Annotated in this window: 23 protein-coding genes; 17 read left to right on the top strand and 6 right to left on the bottom strand. The window is 67.9% G+C overall.

What is annotated here, in order from left to right; all coding sequences use genetic code 11:
* Position 1: 1 nt before the first annotated feature.
* Both BW733_RS03605 and BW733_RS03600 read right to left on the bottom strand, forming a co-directional pair.
* Positions 2 to 736 carry a hypothetical protein gene (locus BW733_RS03605; protein ID WP_152024543.1) on the bottom strand — a complete coding sequence of 245 codons (735 nt, stop codon included), beginning with the start codon at positions 734 to 736 and terminating at the stop codon, positions 2 to 4.
* A gap of 142 nt (positions 737 to 878) precedes the next feature.
* Positions 879 to 2,159, bottom strand: coding sequence for an isochorismate synthase (locus BW733_RS03600; RefSeq protein WP_077352682.1), 1,281 nt, complete (start codon positions 2,157 to 2,159; stop codon positions 879 to 881).
* Between the two features lie 242 nt (positions 2,160 to 2,401).
* Here BW733_RS03600 and BW733_RS03595 point away from each other — a divergent pair, with 242 nt between their 5' ends.
* The 17 genes from BW733_RS03595 to BW733_RS18545 all read left to right on the top strand — a co-directional run bounded on the left by BW733_RS03595 (position 2,402) and on the right by BW733_RS18545 (position 20,803).
* Complete coding sequence (locus BW733_RS03595; protein WP_077347965.1) at positions 2,402 to 3,685, top strand: geranylgeranyl reductase family protein; 1,284 nt, start codon at positions 2,402 to 2,404, stop codon at positions 3,683 to 3,685.
* A gap of 19 nt (positions 3,686 to 3,704) precedes the next feature.
* Positions 3,705 to 4,064 carry an NADH-quinone oxidoreductase subunit A gene (locus BW733_RS03590; protein ID WP_077347963.1) on the top strand — a complete coding sequence of 120 codons (360 nt, stop codon included), beginning with the start codon at positions 3,705 to 3,707 and terminating at the stop codon, positions 4,062 to 4,064.
* 16 nt (positions 4,065 to 4,080) lie between these two features.
* Complete coding sequence (locus BW733_RS03585; RefSeq protein ID WP_077347961.1) at positions 4,081 to 4,635, top strand: NuoB/complex I 20 kDa subunit family protein; 555 nt, start codon at positions 4,081 to 4,083, stop codon at positions 4,633 to 4,635.
* Complete coding sequence (locus BW733_RS03580) at positions 4,632 to 5,327, top strand: NADH-quinone oxidoreductase subunit C (protein ID WP_077347959.1); 696 nt, start codon at positions 4,632 to 4,634, stop codon at positions 5,325 to 5,327. Before BW733_RS03585 ends, BW733_RS03580 begins: the two co-directional genes overlap by 4 nt.
* Positions 5,327 to 6,676, top strand: a complete 1,350-nt coding sequence (locus tag BW733_RS03575; protein ID WP_077347957.1) for an NADH-quinone oxidoreductase subunit D — start codon at positions 5,327 to 5,329, stop codon at positions 6,674 to 6,676. The genes BW733_RS03580 and BW733_RS03575 overlap by 1 nt, the downstream gene beginning before the upstream one ends.
* Positions 6,673 to 7,416 (top strand): NADH-quinone oxidoreductase subunit NuoE, encoded by a 744-nt coding sequence (nuoE, locus tag BW733_RS03570; RefSeq protein ID WP_077347955.1) that lies wholly within the window; start codon positions 6,673 to 6,675, stop codon positions 7,414 to 7,416. Before BW733_RS03575 ends, nuoE begins: the two co-directional genes overlap by 4 nt.
* On the top strand, positions 7,413 to 8,726 hold the full coding sequence (gene nuoF, locus BW733_RS03565; protein WP_077347953.1) for an NADH-quinone oxidoreductase subunit NuoF: 1,314 nt from the start codon (positions 7,413 to 7,415) through the stop codon (positions 8,724 to 8,726). Before nuoE ends, nuoF begins: the two co-directional genes overlap by 4 nt.
* A complete protein-coding gene (locus BW733_RS03560) occupies positions 8,723 to 11,125 on the top strand; it encodes an NADH-quinone oxidoreductase subunit G (RefSeq protein WP_077347951.1) in 2,403 nt (800 codons plus the stop codon). Before nuoF ends, BW733_RS03560 begins: the two co-directional genes overlap by 4 nt.
* Before the next feature lie 3 nt (positions 11,126 to 11,128).
* Complete coding sequence (gene nuoH, locus BW733_RS03555) at positions 11,129 to 12,496, top strand: NADH-quinone oxidoreductase subunit NuoH (RefSeq protein ID WP_077347948.1); 1,368 nt, start codon at positions 11,129 to 11,131, stop codon at positions 12,494 to 12,496.
* On the top strand, positions 12,496 to 13,050 hold the full coding sequence (nuoI, locus tag BW733_RS03550) for an NADH-quinone oxidoreductase subunit NuoI (RefSeq protein ID WP_077347946.1): 555 nt from the start codon (positions 12,496 to 12,498) through the stop codon (positions 13,048 to 13,050). The genes nuoH and nuoI overlap by 1 nt, the downstream gene beginning before the upstream one ends.
* Positions 13,047 to 13,868 carry an NADH-quinone oxidoreductase subunit J gene (locus BW733_RS03545; protein WP_202970274.1) on the top strand — a complete coding sequence of 274 codons (822 nt, stop codon included), beginning with the start codon at positions 13,047 to 13,049 and terminating at the stop codon, positions 13,866 to 13,868. Before nuoI ends, BW733_RS03545 begins: the two co-directional genes overlap by 4 nt.
* A complete protein-coding gene (gene nuoK, locus BW733_RS03540) occupies positions 13,865 to 14,164 on the top strand; it encodes an NADH-quinone oxidoreductase subunit NuoK (protein WP_077347944.1) in 300 nt (99 codons plus the stop codon). The genes BW733_RS03545 and nuoK overlap by 4 nt, the downstream gene beginning before the upstream one ends.
* A gap of 13 nt (positions 14,165 to 14,177) precedes the next feature.
* Positions 14,178 to 16,082 carry an NADH-quinone oxidoreductase subunit L gene (gene nuoL / locus BW733_RS03535; RefSeq protein WP_077347942.1) on the top strand — a complete coding sequence of 635 codons (1,905 nt, stop codon included), beginning with the start codon at positions 14,178 to 14,180 and terminating at the stop codon, positions 16,080 to 16,082.
* Positions 16,083 to 16,096: 14 nt separating this feature from the next.
* The gene (locus tag BW733_RS03530) at positions 16,097 to 17,611 is read left to right on the top strand and encodes an NADH-quinone oxidoreductase subunit M (RefSeq protein ID WP_077347941.1); all 1,515 of its coding nucleotides are present in this window, start codon (positions 16,097 to 16,099) and stop codon (positions 17,609 to 17,611) included.
* Entirely contained in the window at positions 17,608 to 19,182 is a 1,575-nt protein-coding gene (nuoN, locus tag BW733_RS03525; RefSeq protein ID WP_077347939.1) for an NADH-quinone oxidoreductase subunit NuoN, read from the top strand. Before BW733_RS03530 ends, nuoN begins: the two co-directional genes overlap by 4 nt.
* A 19-nt stretch (positions 19,183 to 19,201) precedes the next feature.
* On the top strand, positions 19,202 to 20,167 hold the full coding sequence (locus BW733_RS03520; protein WP_077347937.1) for a polyprenyl synthetase family protein: 966 nt from the start codon (positions 19,202 to 19,204) through the stop codon (positions 20,165 to 20,167).
* Between the two features lie 117 nt (positions 20,168 to 20,284).
* Positions 20,285 to 20,803 (top strand): hypothetical protein, encoded by a 519-nt coding sequence (locus BW733_RS18545; RefSeq protein ID WP_179947138.1) that lies wholly within the window; start codon positions 20,285 to 20,287, stop codon positions 20,801 to 20,803.
* Here the strand turns inward: BW733_RS18545 and BW733_RS03510 are convergent.
* From BW733_RS03510 to BW733_RS03495, 4 genes are read right to left on the bottom strand one after another with little or no spacing between them, the layout of a single operon-like run.
* Entirely contained in the window at positions 20,731 to 22,680 is a 1,950-nt protein-coding gene (locus BW733_RS03510; protein ID WP_077347935.1) for a M13 family metallopeptidase, read from the bottom strand. The genes BW733_RS18545 and BW733_RS03510 overlap by 73 nt on opposite strands.
* Positions 22,681 to 22,702: 22 nt before the next feature.
* The gene (locus BW733_RS03505; protein ID WP_077347933.1) at positions 22,703 to 23,977 is read right to left on the bottom strand and encodes a hypothetical protein; all 1,275 of its coding nucleotides are present in this window, start codon (positions 23,975 to 23,977) and stop codon (positions 22,703 to 22,705) included.
* Positions 23,974 to 25,017: a 2-oxoacid:ferredoxin oxidoreductase subunit beta gene (locus BW733_RS03500; protein ID WP_077347931.1), complete on the bottom strand. Its 1,044-nt coding sequence runs from the start codon at positions 25,015 to 25,017 to the stop codon at positions 23,974 to 23,976. Before BW733_RS03500 ends, BW733_RS03505 begins: the two co-directional genes overlap by 4 nt.
* Positions 25,017 to 26,885, bottom strand: a complete 1,869-nt coding sequence (locus tag BW733_RS03495) for a 2-oxoacid:acceptor oxidoreductase subunit alpha (protein WP_237268284.1) — start codon at positions 26,883 to 26,885, stop codon at positions 25,017 to 25,019. Before BW733_RS03495 ends, BW733_RS03500 begins: the two co-directional genes overlap by 1 nt.
* Positions 26,886 to 26,993 lie beyond the last annotated feature (108 nt).

Genomic DNA, 26,993 nt, shown 5'->3' with positions numbered 1-26,993 from the left:
CTCAGCCACCGGTGCTGTCCGCTGCAACCGCCCTCAGTGCCCGTCGCAGCTGATCGATGGAGATCACCTGCTCGCTGACAAACAGTTCCCGGTCATCAGCCGCCCGGCGGACGGTGACCTCCGTGCGCTTAATCTCCAAGATATGGGTGACTCCGCGAGCCGCCAACTCCAAGTGTGAATCCTCCAACTCGCCAAGATCCACCGCTACCACCTGGTCTCGATGGGTCAGCACCAGACCCTGAATCGCACGCACCGATCCCAATCCCGAGCCGCCGTCCAAGCTTCCATGGCCAATCCTCGACAAGCTGAACCCCTCAAGACTCGCCGCCTCCTCGAGATAGGCCCGAGCCCGATCCCGGAAGTCCAGGGCATCACTGGCCAGCTCACGCATCTCATCTGATCCCTCGCAGGCAATCTCCTCCAGCTGCTGCGCGGACATCTCATCCAACACCGCCTGAACCTCCAACCGCTGCTCCGTAGTGAACTTTGCGCCATTCCCCGCAACATTGAACTCGTCTGGCAGCCGCCCATACAACGCCAACAGGAACCCGATCGCGCTCAGCGCTACAAAAGAAACAATCCCGATGCCGTCGATGCCCTTGAACCACTCAAGAGCCGCCGCGAAGAGCAGAGGCACGCTCGACACGCCCACAAGTAACAACCGTCGAGGTAAGGACCAACTCGCGTCGGACCGCTTGGGCGTCGCGGTGGTCTTGGAATCTGGTCGACTAGCCATGGTAGAAGGCTATCGGCCCCACGGTGTTGTCGGCTCCACTGTCCGGGCACCGAATACTTATCCCGCCCCTTGCTGAAGAGGTCAGAGGACTTGACCTCACGGATCACGCCAGGTATGGCTCAATCCAGCGTTCAGATGGCGGTCAGCGGGGCGCAGGAGTCGCGGTGGCGGGGTCGAGGCCGAGGGCCTGAAGCATCGGGACGAGCTTGGCTCCGGTCTCGGCGAGCTCGACCTCAGGGTCGGAGTCGGCGACGACGCCGGCGCCCGCGAAGAGCTGGATCTCCTGCGGGTGGTGCGGGCGCACCTGGCCGCCGCGCAGGGCGATGGCCCACTCGCCGTCGCCGTCCATGTCGGTCCAGCCGACGGGGCCCGCATAGCGGCCGCGGTCGAGCGACTCGAGCTCGGAGATGATGTCGAGGGCGAGGTGTGTGGGGGTGCCGCAGACGGCGGCGCTGGGGTGCAGCGCGGCGGCAAGGGTCAGGGCGCCCGACTCGGGGCCGACAACACCGGTGATGTCGGTGGCCAGGTGCATCACGTTGGGCAGCTTCAGCACCGACGGTGCATCCGGCACGTTCATCGCCTGGCAGTAGGGGGCGAGTGCGTCGGCCACGGAGGCGACGGCGAACTCGTGCTCCGAGATGTCCTTTTGCGAGCGCGCCAGCTCCGCGGCCAGCTGCAGCGGGTCGGCGCCCTCGGCCTCACGCCAGACGGTGCCTGCGAGTACGCGGGAGGTGACGAGGCCGCCCTGGCGCCGCAGGAGCAGCTCGGGGGTCGCGCCCGCCATCCCGTCGACCAGGTAGGTCCAGGTCATCGGGTAGTCGCGGATCAGGCGGTCAAGGATCCAGCGCAGGTCGAGCGGCTCGTCGGCGCGGATGCGCAGATCGCGCGCGAGCACCACCTTGCTCACCTCGTCGTTGCGGATCAGGGAGACGACCTCGCCGACGATGCGGGTCCAGACGTCCTCGCCCATGGCCCCGCCGACAGCGACCGGATTCACGGGCGCGAGGGCGGCCGCTCCGCGTGAGGGGAGGTCCATCGAGTTGTGGTCGGAGCCGAGCTTCGTCATCCAGAACACGTCGCCCCGCCGGCCGATCACCGTCTGTGGGACCGTCAGCACCGAGCGCTCCTCGGAGCGGTCCGGGTCGAAGGTGAAGGAGCCGACCGCGATGGGGCCCGTGCCGAACTCGCCCGGCATCTCCGAGTCGTGGTCGATCTGCTCCGAGATCTCGTCCCACCAGACATCGGCTGCCTCGAGCGTGTCCGTCTCGAACCTCGCCGCCTCGCCCAGCCCCACGAAGCCTTCGCCCTTGCGGATGAACGCCGTGCTCGGGCCGGAGTCAGGCAGGAAACGCTCGAGCGGCCCGGGGTCGTCGATCGCCACCGTGGTGGCACGCATCCGCGCACTGCCGAAGTCGAGAATCACCTTCGCGAGCATAGCCGTGGCGGCGCTCGGGAGCCACCCGAGCGACTCACCACCCACGGGGGAGAGGGGCCGGGCCCGCGACTGACTTCCCGCAGTGTATTTCGCAACAACAATGTATCGAAATGATGTGTCGAGAGCCTTGTCAGATCGGGTTTAGGATCACACGCGTTCGGTTGGCTCAAAATCGCAGCCAGCCTTAGACTGACCCGAGAATCAAGAGCGTCACAGTCCCAGGAGCGTGTATGTCGTTCGCCAAGCCCGAGGGCGCGGCCGCCGAATCTGACGTCGTCGTAGTCGGCGCAGGCCCCGGGGGGTCTTCGACGGCCGCCTACCTGGCGCGTCACGGCCTGTCCGTCACCCTTCTGGAGAAGTCGCACTTCCCCCGCGAGAAGGTGTGCGGCGACGGCCTGACCCCCCGTGCGACCCGCGCGCTCACGCGCATCGGCATCGACACCTCTGAGGGCAACGGCTGGCTGCACAACAAGGGCCTGCGCGTCTACGGCGGCCGCACCGAGCCGTTCGAGCTGCCCTGGCCCGACCTGACCGACTTCCCGCCCTACGGCCTCGTGCGCCCGCGCGCCGACTTCGATGACATGCTCGCCAAGCACGCCGTCGCGGCAGGGGCGGAGCTCGTGGAGGGCGCCAACGTCGACGGAGCCATCCTCGACGAACGCAGCGGCCGGATCACCGGTGTCACCACGAAGGACGGCCGCTCGTTCCACGCGCCGATCGTCGTCGCCGCGGACGGCAACTCGTCGCGTCTGTCCGTCTCGATGGGCATCAACAAGCGCCCCGACCGCCCCATGGGCGTCGCGGTGCGCACCTACTACACCAGCCCGCGGACCAACGACGACTACCTCGAGTCCTGGCTCGAGCTGTGGGACGGCGAACGCGGCAAGTCCAACCTGATGCCCGGCTACGGCTGGGTGTTCGGCATGGGCGACGGCACGAGCAACGTCGGCCTCGGCGTGCTCAACACCTCGAAGGGCTTCGGCCAGACCGACTACCGCGCCCTCCTGAAGCGCTGGGTCGACCACACGCCCGAGGAGTGGGGCTTCCGCGACCAGAACATGGTCGGCAAGATCCAGGGCGCAGCGCTCCCGATGGCGTTCAACCGGCAGCCGCATTACGGCCGCGGGCTCGTCCTCGTCGGCGACGCGGGCGGCATGGTCAACCCGTTCAACGGCGAGGGCATCGCCTACGCCATGGAGTCTGCCGAGCTCGCGGCCGCCGCCATCGCAGAGGCGCACTCGCGCGGCTTCGGCACCGCGTCCGCCGAGAAGGCGATGCAGGCCTACCCGGCGCAGATCAGGGACAGCCTCGGTGGCTACTATCGCCTGGGCATGATCTTCGTGAAGCTGATCGGCGATCCCCGCATCATGCACCTCTGCACCCGCTACGGGCTTCCCCGCAAGACGCTGATGCGTTTCGTGCTGAAGCTCTTGGCCAACCTCACCGACTCGCACGGCGGAGATGCGATGGACCGCATCATCAACGCCCTCTGCAAGGCCGCCCCGTCGGCCTGACCGGAAGGATCGAATAAGGATGAATCCGTATATCCCCATCGTGGGCATGGTGATCCTGGCGACTGTGTTCGTCCTGATCTCCATGGGCCTGAGCCTCGTCGTGGGCCCCAGGCGCTACAACCGTGCCAAGTACGACAGCTACGAGTGCGGCATCCAGCCCACCCCGCAGCCCATCGGTGGCGGTCGGTTCCCGGTCAAGTACTACATCACCGCGATGATGTTCATCGTCTTCGACATCGAGGTCGTCTTCCTCCTGCCCTGGGCGGTCGCCTACAACCAGCTGAGCACCTTCGCGGTCGTCGCGATGATCGTGTTCATCGTGTTGTTCTTCATCCCTTACTTCTACGTCCTGCGCCGCAACGGCCTGGACTGGGAATGATCGGAGAGTTCCTCACATGGGTATCGAAGACAAGCTCCCCAGCGGCATCCTTCTGACCACGGTCGAGGGTGTCTTCGGCTGGGTGCGCAAGGCCTCGTTCTGGCCCGCCACCATGGGTCTGGCGTGCTGCGCCATCGAGATGATGGCCTACGGCACCCCGCGCTACGACTCGGGACGTTGGGGCCAGGAGGTGTTCCGCGCCTCGCCGCGCCAGGCCGACCTCATGATCGTCTCCGGCCGTGTCTCCCAGAAGATGGCGCCCGTCATCCGCCAGGTCTACGACCAGATGCCGAACCCGAAGTGGGTCATCTCGATGGGCGCCTGCGCCTCGTCTGGCGGCATGTTCAACAACTACGCCGTCGTCCAGGGCTGTGACCACTTCCTGCCCGTCGACATGTACATCCCCGGCTGCCCGCCGCGGCCCGACATGCTGATCGAGGCCATGTTCAAGCTCCGCGAGAAGGTCCAGCACCGCCCGATCGGACCGAACGAGACCAAGGCGATCGAGGAGGCCGAGCAGGCCGCCCTCGCCGCGCCCGCCAAGATCGAGATGAAGGGCCTCGTGCGATGAGCGAGCAGACCCCCGAGGAGAACCTGCCCGCGACCGGCGACGAGAACACCTCGCTTCCCGTCTTCGAGACGCGCAAGGGCATGTGGTCCGGCGGCTCGAGCGACACCTCCGGCTACAACGGCCTCGTGCGCCACGTGTCGATGCCCGGCCAGACCGAGCCCCCGTTCGGCGAGCCCTTCGACTCGATCCATGCCCGCGCCCTCGAGGTCGTGCCCGGCCTCGCCGACGCCCGCTGGGTCTACGACCGGGGCGAGCTGACCATCTACGTCCCGCGCGAGCAGCTGGTCGAGGTCGCACGGTCGTTCCGTGACGACGCCCACCTCCGCTTCGAGGTGTGCGTCTCCGTCTCCGGCGTGCACTACCCGGAGCAGACCGGCTCCGAGCTGCACTCCGTCTACCACCTGCTGAGCTACACCCACAACCGTCGGGTCCGGCTCGAGGTCACCTGCACCGACGCCGATCCCCACCTCCCGTCCGTCACGCCGATCTACCCGATGGCCGACTGGCACGAGCGGGAGACCTGGGACATGTTCGGCATCATCTTCGACGGCCATCCCTCGCTGACCCGCATCCTGATGCCGGACGACTGGCGTGGACACCCGCAGCGCAAGGACTACCCGCTCGGCGGCGTCGACGTCGAATACAAGGGCGCGAAGGTGCCCGCACCTGACAACCGGAGGTCCTACTCCTGATGAGCACGCACGCAGCTTCCGAAGACATCTTCGCCGGCTCCGGCGATGAGAAGGTCGACCGCGTCTACCTCGCGCAGGGCGGCGACTGGGAGGACATCGCCTCCGAGCAGGCCGAGCGCGGCGACGAGACCATCGTCGTCAACATGGGCCCCCAGCACCCCTCCACGCACGGCGTGCTCCGCCTCATCCTCGAGATGGACGGCGAGACCGTCACCTCGATCCGCCCCGGCATCGGCTTCCTGCACACGGGCATCGAGAAGAACATGGAGTACAAGACGTGGACCCAGGGTGTGACCTACGTCACGCGCATGGACTACGTCGCCCCGATCTTCAACGAGGCGGCCTACTGCCTCGCGGTCGAGAAACTCCTCGGCATCACCGATGACATCCCCGAGCGCGCCTCGGTGATCCGAGTCCTGATGATGGAGCTCAACCGCATCGCCTCGCACCTGGTCGCCATGGGCACCGGTGGCATGGAGATCGGCGCCCTCACCATGATGACGATCGCCTTCCGCGAGCGCGAGATGATCCTCGACTTCTTCGAGGCCGTCTCCGGACTCCGGATGAACAACGCCTACATCCGTCCCGGTGGTGTCGCCAACGACCTGCCCGAGGACGGGCTCGCGATCCTGCGCACGACGATCGACTGGCTGAAGAAGCACCTGCCCGAGTACGCGGCCTTCTGCAACGAGAACCCGATCTTCATCGGCCGCCAGTCCAACGTCGGCGTGATGGACCTGACGGCCTGCATGATGCTCGGCGTCTCCGGCCCGCCGCTGCGCTCCACGGGCTACGCGTGGGACCTGCGCAAGACGCAGCCCTACTGCGGCTACGAGACCTACGACTTCGAGCCGATCACCTGGGCGTCCAACGACTCCTACGGCCGCTTCCGGATCCGCCTCGCGGAATGCTGGGAGTCGCTCAAGATCGTCGAGCAGTGCTACGAGCGGCTTCAGAACACGCAGGGCCAGCCCGTCATGGTCGCCGACCGGAAGATCGCGTGGCCCGCGCAGCTCACCCTCGGCCCTGACGGCCAGGGCAACTCGAACGAGCACGTCAAGCACATCATGGGCGAGTCCATGGAGGCGCTCATCCACCACTTCAAGATGGTCACCGAGGGCTTCAAGGTTCCGGTCGGTCAGGTGTACCAGGCCATCGAGTCGCCGAAGGGCGAGCTCGGCGCCCACGTCGTCTCCGACGGAGGCAACCGCCCCTACCGCGTCCACTTCCGCGACCCGGGCTTCAACCACCTGCAGTCCATTCCCGCGATGTGCGAGGGCGGCATGATGTCCGACGTGGTCGTCGCCGTCGCGAGCCTCGACCCTGTCCTTGGAGGTGTGGACCGATGAGCGGCCACTTTGCCAGCCATTTCCCCGACTCCGGCTCGGTGGACTACTCGGATCAGTCGTCGAGCATCGACGAGACGACGATCGCCGAGCTGCGTGAGCTCGCCGGCCGCTACCCCGAGGCCCGCTCCGCCCTGCTTCCGATGCTGCACCTCGTGCAGTCGGTCGACGGCCGGGTCAGCCCGCGCGGCATCGAGGTGTGCGCCGAGATCCTCGACATCACCACCGCCCAGGTCTCCGGCGTGGCGACGTTCTACACGATGTACAAGCGCCGCCCGGCGGGTAAACAGCACGTCGGCATCTGCACCACGGCGCTCTGCGCGGTGATGGGCGGCGACATCCTGCTTGAGCGCGCCAAGCAGTTCCTCGGCATCGACGAGAACCAGACCACCCCCGACGGCCAGATCTCGCTCGAGCGCCTCGAGTGCAACGCCGCCTGTGACTTCGCCCCGGTCGCGATGGTCAACTGGGAGTTCTTCGACAACATGACCCCGCAGAAGCTCGAGCACCTGCTCGGCGACCTGCGCGACGACCGCGAGGTCGTCTCGCCGCGTGGCGCGACCATCACGTCGTGGCGCGAGGCCGAGCGCGTGCTCGCGGGCTTCCCCGACGGCCGCGCCGACGAGGGCCCCTCCGCGGGTCCCGCCTCGCTGCTCGGCCGTGTGATCGCCCGTGACAACGACTGGACCGCACCCCCGGCCGACGCCAAGCCGGCCCCCGTGGAGCAGGGAGACGCCAAGTGACCGATCTGCTTACCCCCGTCCTCAGCGCCCAGTGGGGCGAGGACAACTCGTGGAAGCTGTCCCGCTACGAGGCGACCGGCGGCTACCGCGCGATGCGCAAGGCGCTGGGGATGAAGCCCGAGGACGTCGTGACGCTCGTCAAGGACGCCAACCTCCGCGGCCGTGGCGGCGCAGGCTTCCCGACCGGCATGAAGTGGTCCTTCGTCCCGCAGGACAACCCCAACCCGAAGTACCTCGTGGTCAACGCCGACGAGTCGGAGCCGGGCACCTGCAAGGACATGCCGCTGATGATGGCGAGCCCGCACACGCTGGTCGAGGGCATCATCATCTCCTCGTACGCCATCAACGGCCACACCTCGTTCATCTACTGCCGAGGCGAGGTCCTGCACGTGATCCGTCGCCTGCAGCAGGCGGTCCGCGAGGCCTACGCCGCCGGCTACCTCGGCAAGAACATCCTCGGCACCGGCTACGACCTGGACATCATCGTCCACGCCGGTGCTGGCGCCTACATCTGCGGCGAGGAGACGGCACTGCTCGACTCGCTCGAGGGACGCCGCGGCCAGCCTCGCCTGCGCCCGCCGTTCCCCGCCGTCGCCGGCCTCTACGCCTCGCCGACGGTCATCAACAACGTCGAGTCGATCGCCTCCGTGCCGTCGATCGTCGACAACGGGGCCGACTGGTTCCAGTCGATGGGCACCGAGAAGTCGAAGGGCTTCACGCTCTACTCGCTCTCGGGGCATGTGAAGAACCCGGGCCAGTTCGAGGCCCCCATGGGCATCACGCTTCGCCAGCTGATTGACCTCGCGGGAGGCATCCGCGACGGCCACCAGCTGAAGTTCTTCACCCCAGGCGGATCGTCCACCCCGATCCTCACGGGCGACTCGCTCGACCTTCCGCTCGACTACGAGTCGATGGCGGCCGCAGGCACCATGCTCGGCACGAAGGCCCTGCAGATCTTCGACGAGACCACCTCGATCGTGCGCACCACGCTGCGCTTCGTCGAGTTCTACAAGCACGAGAGCTGTGGCAAGTGCACCCCGTGTCGTGAGGGCTCGTGGTGGCTCGTCCAGCTGCTGATGCGCTTCGAGGCGGGAACCGCCCAGGAGGGCGACGTCGACAAGCTGCTCGACATCTGCGACAACATCGGCGGCCGCTCGTTCTGCGCGCTCGCCGACGGTGCGGTGGCCTGCGTGACCAGCGCGGTCAAGCACTTCCGCTCCGAGTTCGAGCAGGGCTACACCACCCCCGCCTGGGAGCTGTTCCCCTACGAGAAGAGCGCCCTGTTCACCGTGGAAGGAGACGCGCGATGACAGTCGACGCGAAGACCACCTCCGGCGAGGTCACCCCGAAGCCAGACCTGGTCACGCTGACCATCGACGGCACCCAGGTGAGCGTGCCGAAGGGGACGCTGATCATCCGCGCCGCCGAGATGGTGGGAACCGCCATCCCGCGCTTCTGCGACCACCCGCTGCTCGACCCCGTCGGCGCCTGCCGCCAGTGCATGGTCGACATCCCCGACGCGGGCAACGGGCGCGGTTTCCCGAAGCCGCAGGCCTCCTGCACCATGCCGGTGGCCGAGGGCATGAAGGTCAACACGCAGGTCACCTCCGCCGTCGCCGCGAAGGCGCAGGAGGGGATGATCGAGTTCCTGCTGATCAACCACCCCCTCGACTGCCCGATCTGCGACAAGGGCGGCGAGTGCCCCCTGCAGAACCAGGCGATGACCAACGGCCCGGGGGAGAGCCGCTACGAGGGCCGCAAGCGCACCTTCCCGAAGCCGGTCAGCATCTCGGCCCAGATCCTCCTCGACCGCGAGCGCTGCGTGCTGTGTGCGCGCTGCACCCGCTTCTCGGAGCAGATCTCCGGCGACCCGTTCATCGCGCTCGTCGAGCGCGGGGCGCTGCAGCAGATCGGCATCTACGAGCAGGATCCCCACAACTCCTACTTCTCCGGCAACGTCGTCCAGATCTGCCCCGTCGGCGCCCTCACCTCTGCCGCCTACCGCTTCCAAGCACGTCCGTTCGACCTCGTGTCGACCACGACGACCTGCGAGCACTGCGCCTCCGGCTGCCAGCTGCGCGCGGACCAGCGCCATCACCAGATCAAGCGCCGCCTCGCGGGCGAACTGCCTGAGGTGAACGAGGAGTGGAGCTGCGACAAGGGCCGCTTCGGCTTCATGTACGGCCGTGGAGACGACCGGATCACGCGTCCGCTCGTGCGTCGCGACGGCGTCCTGCAGCCCGCCTCGTGGCCCGAGGCCATCGACGCAGCGGTGCATGGACTCCGCGCCGCCGGTTCCTCGGTCGGCGTGCAGACCGGTGGTCGCCTGACCGCCGAGAACGCCTACGGCTACTCGAAGTTCGCGCGCGCCGTGCTCGGCACCAACAGCATCGACTTCCGATCGCGCCCGGCCTCGGCCGAGGAGGCCCAGTTCCTCGCCGCCCGCGTGGCAGGCCGTACCCTCGCCGAGTCGGTCACCTACGCCGATCTCGAGGCGGCCAACCACGTCGTGCTGGTCAGCTTCGAGCCTGAGGACGAGTCGCCCATCGTGTTCCTGCGCCTGCGCAAGGCGGTGCGAAGGGGCACCCTCAAGGTGACCACCCTCGCGCCGTTCACCTCGCGCGGCAGCGACAAGCTCAAGGCAACCGTCGTCCCGGTCGCCCCCGGTCAGGAGGCCGTCGCGCTCAGCCAGCTCGAGGGGCTCGACGCGGGCACCGTCATCCTGGTGGGGGAGCGGGCAGCCGCCCTTCACGGTGTGCTCAGCGCCGCCGCCGCGGCGGCCGACCAGACCGGAGCCCGCCTCGCCTGGATTCCGCGCCGCGCAGGCGAGCTCGGTGCCCTCGAGGCCGGCTGTCTGCCGACCCTGCTTCCCGGCGGACGCCCGGTCTCCGATGCGGCCGCACGGGTCGACGTCGCGGCACAGTGGGGCGTCGCCTCGCTTCCTGCCGAGCCGGGCCTCAGCGCCGACGAGCAGTTCGCCGCCCTCGCGGACGGCAGCCTCAAGGCCGTCGTCATCGCGGGCGTCGACCCCTCCGACCTCGGCGACCCGGCCGCGGCGCTCGCCGGCCTCGACAACGCACAGTTCGTGGTCAGCATCGAGCAGCGTGCCAGCCAGGTCACCGAGCGGGCGGACGTGGTCTTCCCGGCCTCGCTGCTCGAGGAGCAGTCCGGTCACTTCCTGAACTGGGAGCACCGCGAGGGCCGCGTCGGCATCGTCAACCGCGCACCGGTCACCCCGATGACCGACCTGCGCATCCTCGCCGCCCTCGCCGACGCCCTCGGCTCGGAACTGGGCTTCCGCGCCGCCAAGCCGGCCTGGACCGACCTGAACGAGCTCGGCCGCTGGGAAGGCGAGCATGCTGCCGCCCCGCATGAAGCGCCAGCGATCCCGCAGGACGGGCTGAAGCTCGCCAGCTGGCGCGAGCTGCTCGACGACTCGCAGGGCAACGACTTCGAACTGGCGCTGCGCGCCACCGCGCGACCCGCCGTCGCCCGGGTCTCGCGCGCGACAGCCGAGAACCTCGGCCTCGCCGACGTCGCGCGGATCTCCGCCGGGGACGCGACGGTCGTGCTCCCGGTCGACATCGTGGACCACATGGTCGACGACGTCGTCTGGATTCCGATGAACCACAAACGTGACGAACGCCTCTGGGCCGCACCCGGCACCCAGGTGAGCGTCTCGGCCGTGACCGTGGACGAAGGGGAGTAACCGATGAACAACATCTTCTTCCAGGACCCCTGGTGGCTGATCCTGATCAAGGTCGTGGCGCTCTTCGTCATCCTCCTGGTCTGGACCATCTTCAACGTCTGGTACGAGCGTCGTCTCGTCGGCAAGATGCAGCACCGCCTCGGCCCGATCATGAACGGCCCGTTCGGCCTCGGACAGGCACTCGCCGACGGTGCCAAGCTCCTCGTCAAGGAGGACTTCCGACCGAAGAACGCAGACAAGATCATCTTCTCACTGGCGCCAGTGCTCACCGCGGTCGCGGCCTTCACCTGCTGGACCGTCATCCCGTTCGGCGGCGAGGTGACGATGTTCGGCGTCGAGACCCGGCTGCAGCTGACCGACCTGCCCGTCGCGGCGGTGTTCATCCTGGCCACCGCGTCAATCGGCATCTACGGCATCGTGCTCGCCGGCTGGGCGGGCAACTCGACCTACTCGTTCCTCGGCTCGATCCGCTCGACCGCCCAGATGATCTCCTATGAGATCTCGATGGGCCTTTCCATGGTCGGCGTGTTCCTGATGGCAGGCTCGATGTCGACCCACGAGATCGTCGAGGCGCAGCGCGAGACGCTGACCTTCGGCATCCCGTTCACGGACATGACGTTCAACTTCGGCCTCCCCGGCTGGTTCGCGCTGCTGCTTTTCCCGTCCTTCGTGATCTACGCGATCTCGATGGTCGGCGAGACCAACCGCGCCCCGTTCGACCTGCCCGAGTGTGAGTCCGAGCTCGTCTCCGGCTACATCACCGAGTACTCGGGCTTCCGCTACGCCCTGTACTTCCTGGCCGAGTACATCAACATGGCCACCGTCTCGGCCGTGTGCACCACCTTGTTCCTGGGCGGCTACCTCACCCCCTGGCCGCTGAACTGGCTGGCCGACAGCGTGCCGTTCTTCGGTTTCCTCAACAACCCGTGGCTCGGGCCGATCTGGTTCATCCTCAAGGTCCAGCTCCTGATCTCCGTGTTCGTCTGGCTGCGCGGCACCCTTCCCCGCCTGCGCTACGACCAGTTCATGGACCTGGGCTGGAAGGTGCTGATCGAGGTCTCGCTCGTGTGGATCATCGTGGTCGCGCTCGTGGCCAACACCGAGTTCCGCAACGCGACCATCGGTCTCGCGCTGCTGCTCGGCATCGTCGTCTACTGGATCTGGGGCGCCAACCGTCCACAGTCCACCGAGCCGGAGATCCCGAGCTCACCCAACGAGGTCTACGACGCCTTCGCGGGCGGCTATCCCGTCCCGCCGATGCCGGGGCAGCAGCTACCCGAGCTCGTCGGGGTCGTCGCGGGCGCCCGCGCAGCAGAGGAGACCGATCCGGTCGTCGTCGACGAGGTCATCGTCGAAGGGAAGGAATCCTGATGGGCTTCTTTGAGCAGTGGGCCGGGTTCGGCGTCACCTTCAACACCATCTTCCGCAAGACCTTCACGCAGGGATACCCGCAGAAGGGCAAGGAGAAGGTCACCGCCCCGCGCTTCCACGGCCGCCACCAGCTCAACCGCTGGCCTGACGGTCTCGAGAAGTGCGTCGGCTGTGAGCTCTGCGCCTGGGCCTGCCCCGCGGACGCCATCTACGTCGAGGGCGCGGAAAACACCGACGACGCCCGCTACTCGCCCGGCGAGCGGTTCGGTCACGTCTACCAGATCAACTACCTGCGCTGCATCTTCTGCGGTCTGTGCATCGAGGCGTGCCCCACGCGCGCCCTCACGATGACCAACGACTTCAAGATCAGCAACGACACGCGCACCAAGCTGATCTACGAGAAGCAGGACCTGCTCGCCCCGCTGCTGCCGGGCATGGAGCAGCCCCCGCATCCCCGCCGCCTCGGTGAGGACGAGCGGTCCTACTTCCTCGGACTGCCGCCCACCGGCGTTCCCGACACCCGCACCGCCTCGACCTCAGGAGCGGCCAAATGATCCCCATGATCCCGCTGGTCACCGCCGATGTGGTGGCCTTCTGGGTGTGCGCCCCGATCGCAGTGCTCTGCGCGCTGGGTATGCTGCTTGCCCGCAAGCCGGTGCACGCGGCCGTCTCCATGGCAGGCGTGATGATCTCGCTCGCCGTGTTGTACGCCGCCCAGGACGCCCCGTTCCTGTTCGTCATCCAGATCGTCGTCTACACAGGCGCGATCCTGATGCTCTTCCTCTTCGTGGTCATGCTCGTTGGCGTCGACTCGACCGACTCGGTCGTCGAGACGCTCAAGGGACACCGGGTCACCTCGGTGCTCGTCGCCCTCGGCCTCGGCATCCTGCTGATCTGCGCCGTCGGCCAGTTCACGATGGGCAAGGCCCCCGCAGGCCTGGCGGAGGCAAACGCCGAGTTCGGTGGCAACGTCGAGTCGCTCGCGGCCCTGCTGTTCACCAAGTACGTCTTCCTCTTCGAGGCGACCGCGGCCCTCCTGATCACCGCAGCCGTCGGCGCCATGCTGCTCGCCCACGGTGAGCGCCTGAAGAAGAAGCTGACGCAGCCGGAGCAGCTGGCGGAGCGCGTGCGCGCCTACGCCCAGGACGGCGAACACCCGGGCCCGCTGCCCAACTCGGGCGTCTTCGCCCGCGCCAACGCGATCTCCACGCCCGCCCTGCTGCCCGACGGCAGCATCGCGGAGAAGTCGGTGAGTAAGACGCTTGCCCTGCGCGGCGTGATCGTCAACGTGGAGGAGCTGCGAGCCCCCACCGCCGCCGCCTACGCCGCCCTCGAGGCGCGTCTCGCGGAGATTGAAGGAGACGACGAATGAACCCCGAGGGCTACCTGGTTCTCTCGGCGATCCTGTTCGCCATCGGCATTGCAGGCTTCCTGCTCCGCCGCAACGCGATCATCGCGTTCATGAGCATCGAGCTGATGCTCAACGCCACCAACCTGGCGTTCGTCGCCTTCGCCCGCTTCCACGGCAACCTCGAGGGGCTCATCGCGGCCTTCTTCGTGATGGTCGTCGCGGCAGCCGAGGTTGTGGTCGGCCTGGCGATCATCGTCGCCGTCTATCGTGCCCGCCGCTCGGCCTCGGTCGACGACGCCAACCTGATGAAGTTCTAAGGGGTTTTCAAGCGTGCAACTCCTCGAATCCGTTTCCGCACTCTCGAGCCCGGGCCTGCTGGTCTGGCTGCTCGTGGCAATTCCCCTCACCGGTGCAGCGATCCTGCTGCTCGCGGGCAAGGTCACTGATGCCTGGGGCCACTTCCTGGCCACCGCTGCCGTCATCGCCTCGTTCGCCATCGGGCTGGTGCTCTTCTTCCAGCTGCTCGGCGCCCCGGAGGACGCCAGGTCGATCACGACCGGCCTCTACGAGTGGATCGCCACAGGCAACTGGTCCATCGAGCTCGGCTTCATGGTCGACCAGCTGTCGATCCTGTTCGTGCTGCTGGTCACCGGCGTCGGATCGCTGATCCACATCTACTCGATCGGCTACATGGCCCACGACGACCGCCGTCGCCGGTTCTTCGCCTACCTGAACCTCTTCATCGCGGCGATGCTGATCCTCGTCCTCGCGGACAACTACCTCGTCCTGTTCCTCGGCTGGGAGGGCGTCGGCCTCGCCTCATACCTTCTGATCAGCTTCTGGGCGCACAAGCCCTCGGCTGCCAAGGCGGGCAACAAGGCGTTCATCGTCAACCGCGTCGGTGACCTCGGCCTCTCGATGGCGATCTTCACGATGCTCGCCCAGTTCGGCTCCGTCCGCTTCGAGGACGTCAACGCCGGTGCCGCCGACCTGACGCCCCTGTGGGCGACCCTGATCGGTGTCTTCCTGCTGATCGGTGCCTGCGGCAAGTCGGCGCAGTTCCCGCTGCAGTCCTGGCTGCTCGATGCGATGGAGGGCCCCACCCCGGTCTCCGCCCTGATCCACGCAGCCACAATGGTCACGGCAGGCGTCTACCTCGTCGTGCGCTCGCACGCCATCTACGACGCCTCCGACATCGCGCGCACCGCGGTTGTCGTGATCGGCACCATCACGCTGCTGTTCGGCGCCTGGATCGGTACCGCGAAGGACGACATCAAGAAGGTCCTCGCAGGCTCGACGATGTCGCAGATCGGCTACATGATGCTCGCCGCGGGCCTCGGCCCCATCGGCGCCTCGTTCGCGATCTTCCACCTGATCACGCACGGCTTCTTCAAGGCCAACATGTTCCTCGGCGCCGGCTCGGTCATGCACGGCATGAACGACGACGTCGACATGCGCCACTACGGCGGCCTTGCGAAGGCGATGAAGATCACCTTCTTCACCTTCGCCATGGGCTACCTCGCCATCATCGGCTTCCCGTTCACCGCCGGCTTCTTCTCGAAGGACCACATCATCGAGTCAGCCTTCGAGCACAGCACCCTGATCGGCGTGCTCGCGCTGATCGGTTCGGGCATCACGGCGTACTACATGACGCGCCTGATGATGATGACCTTCTTCGGCGAGAAGCGTTGGGGCAAGGACGTGCACCCGCACGAATCGCCGCTGGCGATGACCATCCCGCTGATCATCCTCGCCATCGCCTCCATCGTGGCCGGCCTGCTGATGAACAACTGGATCACCAGCTGGCTCGCGCCCGTCACCGGCCAGGAGCCGATGGAGCACCCGTCGCTGCTCCACTTCACCACCATCGGCTGGATCACCCTCGCGGTGGTTGCCGCAGGTGTGGCCATCGGCTGGTTCCAGCACCGCGGGACCATCGAACGCGAGCAGCCCGCCACCCGTAACCCGCTCGTCCTCGCGGGCCGCGCCGACCTCTACGGCGACGCGTTCAACGACTACGCCGTCATCCGTCCCACCACCGGCCTGGCCAACGGCCTCGCCGCATTCGACGACGGCGTCGTCGACGGTGCAGCGATGGGATCCGCCACGGTCGCCTCCGGGCTCGGCCAGTGGCTTCGCAAGGCCCAGAACGGCTACGTCCGCAGCTACGGCCTGACCCTCGGGGTCGGCGTCGTGGTGCTGGCCGCCGTCATGCTGCTCGGGCACCTGGGCTAAGGAGAATCTGAGAAATGGCAATTCCTCTTCTGACCATCCTGGCCCTCGTGCCGATCGTCGGCGCTGTGCTGATCTTCTTCATCAAGGGCCCCGCGGCACGCCTGATCGGCTACGGGTTCGCGCTGACCACCGCCATCCTCGGCGTGCTGGCCTTCGTGCTCCACACCCAGGGCACGGCCCTCGCGGAGAACCTCGAGTGGATCCCGGCCGTCGGCGCACACTACGCCCTCGACCTCGACGGCATGGGTGCCATCCTCGTGCTGATGACCGTCATCGTCGTTCCCGTGGTGCTGCTCGCCGAGTGGAACGTGGGCGAGGACGAGAACGCGCGCTGGGGGAGCAACGTCTTCTTCGCGCTCGCGCTGCTGCTGCAGGGCTTCGCGCTGTTCGTCTTCATGGCCTCCGACGTGCTCCTGTTCTACATCGCCTTCGAGGCGACGCTGATCCCGACCTACTTCCTGATCGGCGGCTTCGGCGGCCCGCGCAGGAAGCAGGCGGCCCTGAAGTTCCTGATCTACTCGCTCGTCGGCGGCCTCGTCATGCTCTTCGCCGTGGCAGGCGTCTACGCCGTCTCGGCAGGTGCGGGCGCCCCGAGCTTCCTGATCAGCGACCTCGCGGGCCTCGAGTTCGGGACGGCGGTCGGACGCTGGCTGTTCGTCGGCTTCTTCTTCGCCTTCGCGGTGAAGGCGCCGATGGCCGGCCTGCACACCTGGCTCCCTGACGCCGCCGAGCAGTCCACCGCGGGCACCTCGACCCTCCTCGTCGGCATCCTCGACAAGATCGGCACCTTCGGCATGATCAAGATCTGCCTGCTTGTCTTCCCCGAGGCCTCGGCCTGGGCGACCCCGGCGATCCTGATCTGGGCGATCGTGAGCGTCATCTACGGCGCGCTCATGGCCCTCCAGGCCAAAGACCTGCTGCGCCTGGTGTCCTACACCTCGATCAGCCACTTCGGCTTCATGGTCTTCGGCATCTTCGCCCTGACCACCCAGTCGATCAGCGGCTCGATCTTCTACATGCTCAACCACGGCCTCTCCACCGCCGCGCTGTTCCTCGTCGTCGGGTTCATGATCCGACGCCGTGGCTCGGCCGACATCGACGCGTTCGGTGGCGTGCAGAAGGTCGCCCCAGTCCTCGCCGGCTTCCTGCTGATGTCGGGCCTGTCGGCGCTCGCGCTACCCGGCATGGGCAGCTTCGTCTCCGAGTTCCTCGTCATGGCCGGAGCCTGGCAGCGCTACCCGATCCACACCGCGGTCATCACGCTCGGCACGGTGCTCGCCGCGGTCTACGTGCTGCGCATGTACCTGAGGACCATGACCGGCCCCGTCACGGAGCAGGTCGAAACCCACATCACGACGGATCTCTCGCTGCGCGAGAAGGCGGTCGTCGCCCCGCTGCTCATCCTCCTGATCGCGTTCGGGTTCTACCCGGCCCCCGTGCTCAACGTGGCGGATGATGCGGCCCGCGAGACGATGGCACTTGTCGGCGCGACCGACCCGGCCCCGCAGGTTCAGGAAGGCAACCGATGATCACCCTGTTGGAGATTGAAGCCGTGACGGTGGACTGGATGCTCCTGTCCCCGCTCGTCGTGCTCCTCGGCGTCGGCTGCCTCGGCATCGTGATCGAGGCCGTCGTGCCCCGCGACGCCCGCTACATGTCGCAGTCGGCGCTCGCCCTGCTCGGCGTCCTCGCCGCGCTCGGCCTGACCATCGCGAACTGGCTCTCGGAGGAGCCGACGCTCACGGCGGAGGGGCTCGTCGCGATCGACGGGCCGACCTACGTCTTCTGGTCGCTGCTGCTGATCGCCGGCCTCGGTGGCGTCGCGCTGTTCGCGGAGCGCGGCCTCGGCAACGGGCAGTCGGCCTTCGCGTCGGCCGCCTCGACCGTCCCCGGCTCGCCGCTCGAGCGTGAGGCCGAGCGTCTGCGTCGCGAGCACACCGAGGTCTTCCCGCTGCTCGTGTTCGCGCTGTTCGGCATGCTGCTGTTCGCCTCGGCGAACAACCTGCTCGTGCTGTTCGTCGCCGTCGAGATCTTCTCGCTGCCGCTCTACCTGCTGACCGGCATGGCCCGCCGCCGTCGCCTGCTCAGCCAGGAAGCAGCCCTGAAGTACTTCCTGCTCGGCTCGCTCGCCTCGGCGATCATGCTCTACGGCGTCGCCCTGCTCTACGGCTTCTCCGGCAGCCTCGAGCTCGCGGGTGTCGATGCGGCGGTCACCGCAGGCACCGGGAGCCAGTGGCTCCTGCTCGGCGGACTGCTGCTCGTCTCCGTCGGTGTCCTGTTCAAGATCGGCGCGGTCCCGTTCCACGCCTGGACCCCCGACGTCTACATGGGCGCCCCGAGCCCCGTGACGGCCTTCATGGCGGTCGCCACCAAGACCGCAGCCGTCGCGGGCCTGCTGCGCGTGTTCTACGTCGGTCTCGGCGGGGCACAGTGGGACTGGCAGTTGCTGCTCACCATCGTGGCCATCGTCACGATGCTGCTCGGCTCGACCGTCGCGCTCGCCCAGAACGACATCAAGCGCCTGCTCGCCTACTCCTCGATCGCACATGCCGGCTTCATCCTGGTCGGCGTGGTCGGCGCGGTGGCCGGGGGAGAGGGCGTCAGCGTCTCCTCGGTCAGCGCTGTCGCGTTCTACCTGCTGACCTACGGCATCGCGACGCTCGGCGCCTTCGCCATCGTCACGATGGTGCGCCGCTCCGGCGGCGAGGCCAACAGCCTCGAGGCATGGAAGGGCCTCGGTCGCCGCAACCCCGGCATCGCCGTGCTGATGACGCTGTTCATGCTGAGCTTCGCGGGCATCCCGCCGACGGCCGGTTTCGTCGGCAAGCTGACCGTGTTCGGTGCCGCCTGGGTCGGAGGCTACGGCTGGCTCGTGCTCGTCGCGCTCCTGACGAGCGCCATCGCCGCCTTCTTCTACCTCAAGGTCGTCGTGGCCATGTGGTTCCAGGATGCGGACGAGGCCACCGTCGGCGAGGTCGAGACCCCGTCGCTGTGGACCTGGGTTGTGCTCATTGTCACCGCGGTGGCTACGCTGGTCCTCGGCCTCGTGCCGGGCGGCGTGCTTGAGCTGCTCGCCGACGCCGCCCAGTTCATCCGCTGACCTGACGAGGAGATGACTCGTGGCTCAGGCCCCGCTTGAGGATCAGTTGACCGCCCTCCTCGACACGTTCGAGGAGCGGCTGGTCGACTCGGCCGTCGCCAACTCTCCGTTCGTCACGGAGGCCGCCCGCCACATCATCGCGGCAGGCGGAAAGCGGTTCCGGCCGCTGCTGGTTTTCCTCGCCGCCCGGTTCGGCGGCGAGGTCTCCGAGGCTGACCTGATGCGCGCCGCCATGGTGATGGAACTCACCCACGTCGCGAGCCTCTACCACGACGACGTCATGGACGTAGCGGACCTGCGCCGCGGGGCGCCCTCGGCAAACCGGCTGTGGGGCAACTCCGTCGCGATCCTCGTCGGTGACTTCCTGTTCGCGCGCGCCTCGACGACGGTCGCCGAGCTCGGGGTCGAGTACGTGATGCTGCAGGCGGAGACCTTCTCTCGACTGGTCCAGGGCCAGATCGCGGAGACAAAGGGCCCCGACGAGGACGAGGACCCGCTCACGCACTACCTCCAGGTGATCGCGGACAAGACCGGCTCCCTGATCGCGGCCTCCGCCCGCTTCGGCGGCATGGTCTCCGGGGCAGATGCGGCAACCCTCGACGCCCTCGCCGCCTTCGGTGAGGAGGTCGGGCTGGTCTTCCAGCTCTCCGACGACCTGATCGACATCACCTCCGACACCACGGGAAAGACCCCCGGCACCGACCTGCGCGAGGCGGTGCCGACCCTTCCAGTGCTGATGCTCCGCGCAGAGGCGGATCCGGCCGACGCGGGGCTGCTCGCCATGATCGACGGCGACCTGTCCTCCGACGAGGCCCTCGCCCAGACCCTCGCAGCCCTGCGCGCCCACCCCGTGATGGGGCGGGCGAAGGCCGAGGTCGAGCGTCGCGCAGACGTGGCGCGGGCCCACCTCGCGGGCCTCCCGGACGGCGAGGCGAAGCAGGCGCTGCTGCAGGTCTGCTCCGACCTGGTGGAGCGCACCAACTGACCCCACCCCGGGCGGGTGATGCCGCCGGGCACCTGCTTGCATCATCGACTGCCGCCCCATCCTCACTCGACAACGCTTGGGCCAACGCCTAGCGGTTGAGCCGATGAAGGGGCGGCCATGAACTCTGCGCGCGCGTTCGCCGTGGTGATGGCGGTCTGGACCGTCAGCGACCTCGTGGCGCAGAAGACCGACTCCAAGCTCTCTTCGCTGTTCGTGGCGTCGGTGACCTTCTTCACAGGTTTCCTCACGGGGATCTTCCCCGCGGACCTGCTGGCCAGCTCGTCGCTGCTTGCGCTCGGCGGCGTGGCCGTCGGCTTCATCATCGTCCATCTGGGCACCATCATCAGCCTCGCCGACGTCGCCAGACAGTGGCGCACCTTCCTGGTCGGCGTCGCCGTGGTGATCGGCATCGGCGTGTTCCTGTGGGTCGCCGGAGGAACCCGAGGAGACCACCGCGATCGAGGAGGCGATCATGCCGAAGATGATCATCGACGGCTTCTCGACGGTGACGATCACCTCTGTCGTGGTGACCGGCCTGATCGCCTCCACGATCGGTGGCTGAGTCACCAGATCGCGACGCGCTCGTCAGGGGCGAGCCACAGGGCGTCGCCCTCGGAGACGCCGAACGCCGTGTAGAACGGCTCGATGTTGCGCACGATCTGGTTGCACCGGAACTCGTTCGGCGAGTGCGGGTCGGTGGCGAGCAGCACCTTCATGGCCTCCGGCCTGCGCTTCCCGCGCCAGGCCTGGGCCCAGCCGACGAAGAACCGCTGCGCCGGGGTGAGGCCGTCGATCGGCTCGCCGTCGGGATCTCCGCCCGCGAGCAGCCAGGCCTCGTAGGCGATGTCGAGCCCGCCGAGGTCGCCGATGTTCTCGCCGACGGTGAGCTTCCCGTTGACGCTTCCCGAGTCGACGCCCTCCGGGACGAGACCGTCGTACTGGGTGACCAGCTTCTCGGCAAGGGCCTCGAAGGCCTCGCGGTCGGCGGGCTGCCACCAGTCGCGCAGCCTGCCGTCTCCGTCCCAGGTGGATCCCTTGTCGTCGAAGCCGTGGCCGACCTCGTGTCCGATCACGGCGCCGATTGCCGCGTAGTTGACGGCGTCGTCGGCGTCGGCGTTGAAGAACGGCGGCTGCAGGATCGCGGCAGGGAAGACGATCTCGTTGCGCAGCGGGTGGTAGTAGGCGTTGACCGTCTGCGGGAACATCTGCCACTCGTCCTTGTCGACACCCTTGCCGATCCGTCCGATGGTGTAGTCGAGCTCGAACGAGTTGGCCGCGAGTACGTTGGCGATCAGGTCGTCCTCGCTGAGCGTGAGCGCCGAGTAGTCGCGCCATTTGACCGGGTAGCCGATCTTCGGCGTGAACTTCTCCAGCTTGTGCAGCGCCTCGGCCCGCGTCTCGTCGGTCATCCAGTCGAGCTTCTCGATGGAGACCCGGTAGGCGGCGAGCAGGTTGCCGACCAGCTCGTCCATGGCGGCCTTCTTCTCCGGCTGGAAGTGCTCGGCGACGTAGAGGCGCCCGACGGCCTCGCCGAGTACGCCCTCGACGAGGGCGACCCCGCGCTTCCACCGGGGACGCTGCTCCTCGTTGCCGGAGAGGATCTGCTCGTAGAAGTCGAAGCGGGCGTCAACGAAGTCGCTCGACAGGTAGCCGGAGAGCCCTGAGATCGCCTTCCACCGCGCCCAGGAGCGCCAGGTGTCGAGCGGTGCGGAGGCGAGCAGCGGTGCCACCCCCTCGATGAACGACGGCTGGGCGACGATCAGGTCGCCCAGGATGTCGGCCGGGATCTCGGCGCCCTCCAGGTAGGCGTCCCAGTCGAAGTCCGGGCTGGCCGCCTTGAGGTCGGCGAGCGAGGTGGGGTTGTACATGGCGCGCAGGTCGCGCAGCCGGACGCGGTCCCAGTGGTGTGCCGCGATCTGGGTCTCCAGCGCGAGCACAGCCTGAGCCTGCTCCTCGGCATCGAAGAATCCGGCCAGCTCGAAGGCCCGCCTGAGGTGGGCAAGGTACTGCTCCCGGATCTCGGCGTGCTCGTCGAGGCGGTAGTACGTCTCGTCCGGCAGGCCGAGGCCGGCCTGCGAGGTGAACGCCGCGTAGCGCTCCGGATCGCCCGGGTCCGACTCCTCGTAGAGGGCGACAAGCGGGCTGAGTCCGTGGCGCAGCGACCAGCCGAGGTGACGGGCGAGCGCTGAGGGCGAGTCGATGGCGGCGATCGCATTGAACACCGGGTGCAGCGGGGTGGCGCCGAGCGCCTCGATCCGGTCCTCGTCCATGAAGGAGCGGTAGAGCGCGCCGATCCTGCCCTCGTCGGTGTCTGGCGCCGAGGCGGGCAGCGACTCGATGATGTCGAGCACGTCCTGCTCGGCGGCATCGCGCAGATCCATGAACCCGCCCGCGGAGGACTTGTCTGGGTCGATCTTCGCGGTCGCGAGCCAGGTGCCGTTGACGTGGCGGAAGAGGTCGTCCTGGGGGCGGACGGAGGGATCTGCGTTGGCGTGGGCGATGGCGTCGGTCATGCGGGCCAGCCTAGCGCCCGCCTCATCTGTGCCAGGTGACGGTCAGGGGCGCATCGCCGAGGACGTTGGCCCGCACCCACACAGTCTCGGTCGCCTGCCGCGGCCGCTGCCTGCTGCCGCCCACGAAGTCCCAGGAGTAGGTGTACTGGAATGTCAGGGGGCTCTCGGCCTGGGTCAGCTTCTGCAGGCTCAGCCTTGGGCGCGCGTCGGCGAACGGATCGCCGTCGAGGGTGCGCTCGATGCTCGACTCCACGACCGGGGCGCCGTCCGAGGTGAGGCCGATCGGGCAGTTTGCGGGCGCGAGCGTCTTCGCCGCCATGCACGCGTTCAGCGACTCGGACGCGGCCTGGATGAACGCGCGGCGCCCCTGCTCCGTCAGCTCCGGGCTAGCGTCGATCTGCCGCGGCTCCTGGTCACGGCCGACCTTGTCGATGGTGAACGCGTCGGTCGCCGGGTAGGCGATGTAGGGCATGCCGGTGGTCAGCTCGTAGCGCCCGGGAACCACCTCGTAGATCTGGTCGTGCTCCACCTGCTGCCCGTTGATGAAGAGCGGAACGTCCTCGCCTCCCGGGACGAAGACCCGCACCGGCATCGTCGTGCGGCGCAGTTGGAACTGGCCCGAGTCGACCTGCTGCAGGGCGACGGTCGCCTCGACCGGACGCCCACCGAGCGTGTAGGTGACCTGCACCTCCGTCGCCTCTGGGTCGGTGGTGACGACGGTGAGGTCGGCGATGGCCGACTTCTGCATCGTCCTGGCGTACACCTCGGGCGTGAGGAGGATCGACGAGCCCTGGCCGCCCTTTGGGCCCATCGCCATCGCGGTGTCGATGTCACCCTCGGCGAGTGCGGTGAAGTAGTCGGTGACGATCTCCTGCGGGGTCAGCGCGGCGACCTGGTTCGACGCGGTCGCCGTCGACTTGGCGAGCACATCGGTGTCGATCTCGTGGGGCCGCAGGAAGTTGACGTAGATCATGCCCGCGACGACGCCGATCACGAGGACGCCGACGAAGCCGAAAAGCAGCGCCCGGACCGGGAACGGCCGACGCTCACGCTCGGGTTCGATGTCCGGGGCGACGAAGCGGCTCTGATCCCTCGCCCGGGTCAGCACGGACTGCATGCCGACGGCGTCGAAGTTCGGCGTGTTCGGCGGCGCCGCCTGGGGGATGGGGCGGGCGGGGGTGGAAAGCGAGGCCGGCCAGTCGCCCTGATCGGCGGCCGGCCGGGCCGGGTCCTTGTCGGACGGCACCTGGGGCGGGCGCGGCGCGGCGGGGTGCCAGCCGTGCTGCCCGTCACTCATCGCTCGTCTGCCTCCCACGTGTCGTTGCCTGCGATCACCGAGGCTAGCGCCGCCGCGGGGTCATCTGCCCTGACCGTGTCGATCTGTTCGCGGACGAGATCGTCGTAGGCGGGGCGGGGAACGCGGCGGAAGATCCCGATGGGTGCCCGCCGCAGCAGTCCCGGCTCCGTGAGCCGCGAGAGCGCGAACGCCTGGGACGGGTCCTCGCGGGTCTCGTCGTGCACGACGATGCTCGCCTGGTCGACCTCGGCCGTCTTCGCGACCTTGATCTGACCGTCCGGGGTGCGCACGACGCAGTGCTCGCCGCCTGCGAAGATGATCGGCTCGCCGTGGACGAGCGAGATCAGCGTCCCCTCCGGGCCCTTCAGCGTCGCGAAGGCGTCGTCATTGAAGATCGGGCAGTTCTGGTAGATCTCCACGAGCGAGGTGCCGCGGTGTTCCGCCGCGGCGGTGAGCACCTCGGTCAGGTGCTTGCGGTCGGAGTCGATGCTGCGGGCCACGAACGACGCCTCGGCGCCGAGCGCGAGCGAGACCGGGTTGAACGGCGTGTCGAGCGAGCCGTACGGCGTCGACTTGGTGACCTTTCCCAGCTCGGAGGTGGGGGAGTACTGGCCCTTCGTGAGGCCGTAGATCCGGTTGTTGAACAGCAGGATCGTCATGTTCACGTTGCGGCGCAGCGCATGGATCAGGTGGTTGCCGCCGATCGACAGCGCATCTCCGTCGCCGGTCACGACCCACACGTTGAGGTCGGGACGGCTCAGCGCAACCCCCGTCGCGATCGCGGGAGCGCGGCCGTGGATCGAGTGCATGCCGTAGCTGTCCACGTAGTACGGGAAACGCGACGAGCAGCCGATGCCCGAGACGATGACGGTGTTCTCCCGCTTGATCCCGAGGTTGGCCGCCATGGACTGGAAGGTGGCGAGGACGGCGTAGTCACCGCAGCCGGGGCACCAGCGCACCTCCTGGTCGGAGGTGAAGTCCTTCTTCGTGAGGGGAGTGATGCTCAGCGGCTTGCCGGCGAGGCCGGACGTGGCGGTCATCAGTTCTTCTCCTTCAGCGCGTCGATCTCGGCGATCAGGTCGTTCTCGAGCTCGGTGATCGAGATCGGCAGCCCGCGGACGCGCGAGTAGGTGGTGACGGGGGCGAGGTAGCGGGCCCGCAGCATGGTCGACAGCTGGCCGAGGTTCATCTCGGGCACGATGACCGACTCGTAGCCGCTCAGGACCTCGCCGAGGTTGCCCGGCATCGGGTTGAGGTGGCGCAGGTGGGCGGTGGCGATCGAGCGTCCCGTGTTGCGGACGCGGCGGGTCGCGGCCGTGATGGGACCGTAGGTGGACCCCCAGCCGAGCACCAGCACCTTCGCGTCGCCGTTCGGGTCGTCGACCTCGACATCGGGGATGTCACGGACGATGCCCTTGATCTTGGCGTGGCGGGTGCGCACCATCAGCTCGTGGTTGTCCGGGTCGTAGGACACGTTGCCGGTGAGGGCCGCCTTCTCGATGCCGCCGATGCGGTGCTCGAGGCCCTCCGTGCCCGGGATGGCCCAGGCGCGGGCGAGGGTCTCGGGATCGCGCTGGTAGGGCAGGAAGGTCTCCTTGCCGTCGACCTCCCCGTTCAGCTGGGTGGCGAAGCCCGGGTCGATGGGCTCGATCGCGTCGAGGTCGGGGATCTTCCACGGCTCGGCGCCGTTTGCGAGGTAGCCGTCGGAGAGCATGATCACCGGCGTGCGGTACTTGATCGCGATCCGGCAGGCCTCGACGGCCGTGTCGAAGCAGTCGGTGGACGACTTCGCGGCGATCACAGGGACGGGCGCCTCGCCGTTGCGGCCCCAGATGGCCTGCATCAGGTCCGCCTGTTCCGTCTTGGTCGGCATGCCGGTGGAGGGCCCTGCGCGCTGCACGTTGACCACGACGAGCGGCAGCTCCGTCATCACGCCGAGGCTGATCGCCTCGGACTTGAGCGCGACGCCGGGTCCGGAGGTCGAGGTGACGCCGAGCGATCCTGCGAACGAGGCCCCGATGGCGGCGCCGACGGCGGCGATCTCGTCCTCGGCCTGGAAGGTCATCACGCCGACGTCCTTGCGCTTCGACAGCTCGTGCAGGATGTCCGAGGCGGGGGTGATCGGGTAGGAGCCGAGGAACAGCTGCATGCCCGCCTTGTGGGCGCCGACGATCAGGCCGTAGGCGGTGGCGAGGTTGCCCGAGATCTGGCGGTAGCGGCCCTTCGGCATCGGCGCGGGCTCGACGTGGTACTGGACCTCGAACGCCTCGGTCGTCTCGCCGTAGGCGTAGCCGGCCTTGAATGCCGCGATGTTCGCGTCGCGGATGTCGGGTTTCTTGGCGAATTTCTCGGCGAGGAAGTCGATGGTGCCCTCGGTGGGGCGCGAGTACAGCCAGCTGAGCAGGCCGAGCGCGAACATGTTCTTCGTGCGCGAGGCGTCCTTGCGGGAGAGGTCGAAGTCGGCGACGGCCCCGGTGGCCAGGCCCGTCAGGTCGAGCGAGTGCACCGAGTAGTTGGTGAGCGTACCGTCCTCGAGGGGGTTGGAATCCCACCCGATCTTCGCCAGGTTGCGCTTGGTGAAATCCGCGGTGTCGACGATGATCGTGCCGCCGCGGGGGAGGTCGCGCAGGTTGGCTTTCAGCGCCGCCGGGTTCATCGCGACCAGCACGTCTGGCACGTCACCCGGGGTCACGATGTCGAAGTTGGCGAAGTGCAGCTGGAAGCTCGACACACCGGGCAGCGTGCCCTGTGGCGCGCGGATCTCGGCCGGGAAGTTGGGAAGGGTCGCGATGTCATTGCCGAAGCTCGCGGTCTCCGCAGTGAAGCGGTCACCGGTGAGCTGCATTCCATCGCCGGAATCTCCTGCGAATCGGATGACGACTCGTTGCAGGGGCTGAGTTTCAGGCACGTGCGGTATACCTCGGATGTCTCGTGGGCGTCGCGCCCCATTCTAGGCATCCAGCCATCTTCAGCCGCATTGACCGTTCCTCCATCAGTGAACGCCGGGGGAGGCTGA

Source organism: Tessaracoccus flavescens (assembly GCF_001998865.1).
Taxonomy (GTDB): domain Bacteria; phylum Actinomycetota; class Actinomycetes; order Propionibacteriales; family Propionibacteriaceae; genus Arachnia; species Arachnia flavescens.
This window is presented reverse-complemented; position numbering and strand designations above follow the sequence as displayed.

What these genes read in the sequence shown, in the direction of transcription:
- nuoK (WP_077347944.1), top strand. Translation starts at nt 13,865, where the DNA reads ATGAACCCCGAGGGCTACCTGGTTCTCTCGGCGATCCTGTTCGCCATC.
- BW733_RS03605 (WP_152024543.1), bottom strand. Translation starts at nt 736, where the DNA reads ATGGCTAGTCGACCAGATTCCAAGACCACCGCGACGCCCAAGCGGTCC.
- BW733_RS18545 (WP_179947138.1), top strand. Translation starts at nt 20,285, where the DNA reads ATGAACTCTGCGCGCGCGTTCGCCGTGGTGATGGCGGTCTGGACCGTC.
- BW733_RS03530 (WP_077347941.1), top strand. Translation starts at nt 16,097, where the DNA reads ATGGCAATTCCTCTTCTGACCATCCTGGCCCTCGTGCCGATCGTCGGC.
- BW733_RS03575 (WP_077347957.1), top strand. Translation starts at nt 5,327, where the DNA reads ATGAGCACGCACGCAGCTTCCGAAGACATCTTCGCCGGCTCCGGCGAT.
- BW733_RS03500 (WP_077347931.1), bottom strand. Translation starts at nt 25,017, where the DNA reads ATGACCGCCACGTCCGGCCTCGCCGGCAAGCCGCTGAGCATCACTCCC.
- BW733_RS03590 (WP_077347963.1), top strand. Translation starts at nt 3,705, where the DNA reads ATGAATCCGTATATCCCCATCGTGGGCATGGTGATCCTGGCGACTGTG.
- nuoH (WP_077347948.1), top strand. Translation starts at nt 11,129, where the DNA reads ATGAACAACATCTTCTTCCAGGACCCCTGGTGGCTGATCCTGATCAAG.
- BW733_RS03510 (WP_077347935.1), bottom strand. Translation starts at nt 22,680, where the DNA reads ATGACCGACGCCATCGCCCACGCCAACGCAGATCCCTCCGTCCGCCCC.
- BW733_RS03580 (WP_077347959.1), top strand. Translation starts at nt 4,632, where the DNA reads ATGAGCGAGCAGACCCCCGAGGAGAACCTGCCCGCGACCGGCGACGAG.
- nuoI (WP_077347946.1), top strand. Translation starts at nt 12,496, where the DNA reads ATGGGCTTCTTTGAGCAGTGGGCCGGGTTCGGCGTCACCTTCAACACC.
- BW733_RS03585 (WP_077347961.1), top strand. Translation starts at nt 4,081, where the DNA reads ATGGGTATCGAAGACAAGCTCCCCAGCGGCATCCTTCTGACCACGGTC.
- BW733_RS03595 (WP_077347965.1), top strand. Translation starts at nt 2,402, where the DNA reads ATGTCGTTCGCCAAGCCCGAGGGCGCGGCCGCCGAATCTGACGTCGTC.
- nuoN (WP_077347939.1), top strand. Translation starts at nt 17,608, where the DNA reads ATGATCACCCTGTTGGAGATTGAAGCCGTGACGGTGGACTGGATGCTC.
- BW733_RS03505 (WP_077347933.1), bottom strand. Translation starts at nt 23,977, where the DNA reads ATGAGTGACGGGCAGCACGGCTGGCACCCCGCCGCGCCGCGCCCGCCC.
- nuoE (WP_077347955.1), top strand. Translation starts at nt 6,673, where the DNA reads ATGAGCGGCCACTTTGCCAGCCATTTCCCCGACTCCGGCTCGGTGGAC.
- BW733_RS03545 (WP_202970274.1), top strand. Translation starts at nt 13,047, where the DNA reads ATGATCCCCATGATCCCGCTGGTCACCGCCGATGTGGTGGCCTTCTGG.
- BW733_RS03560 (WP_077347951.1), top strand. Translation starts at nt 8,723, where the DNA reads ATGACAGTCGACGCGAAGACCACCTCCGGCGAGGTCACCCCGAAGCCA.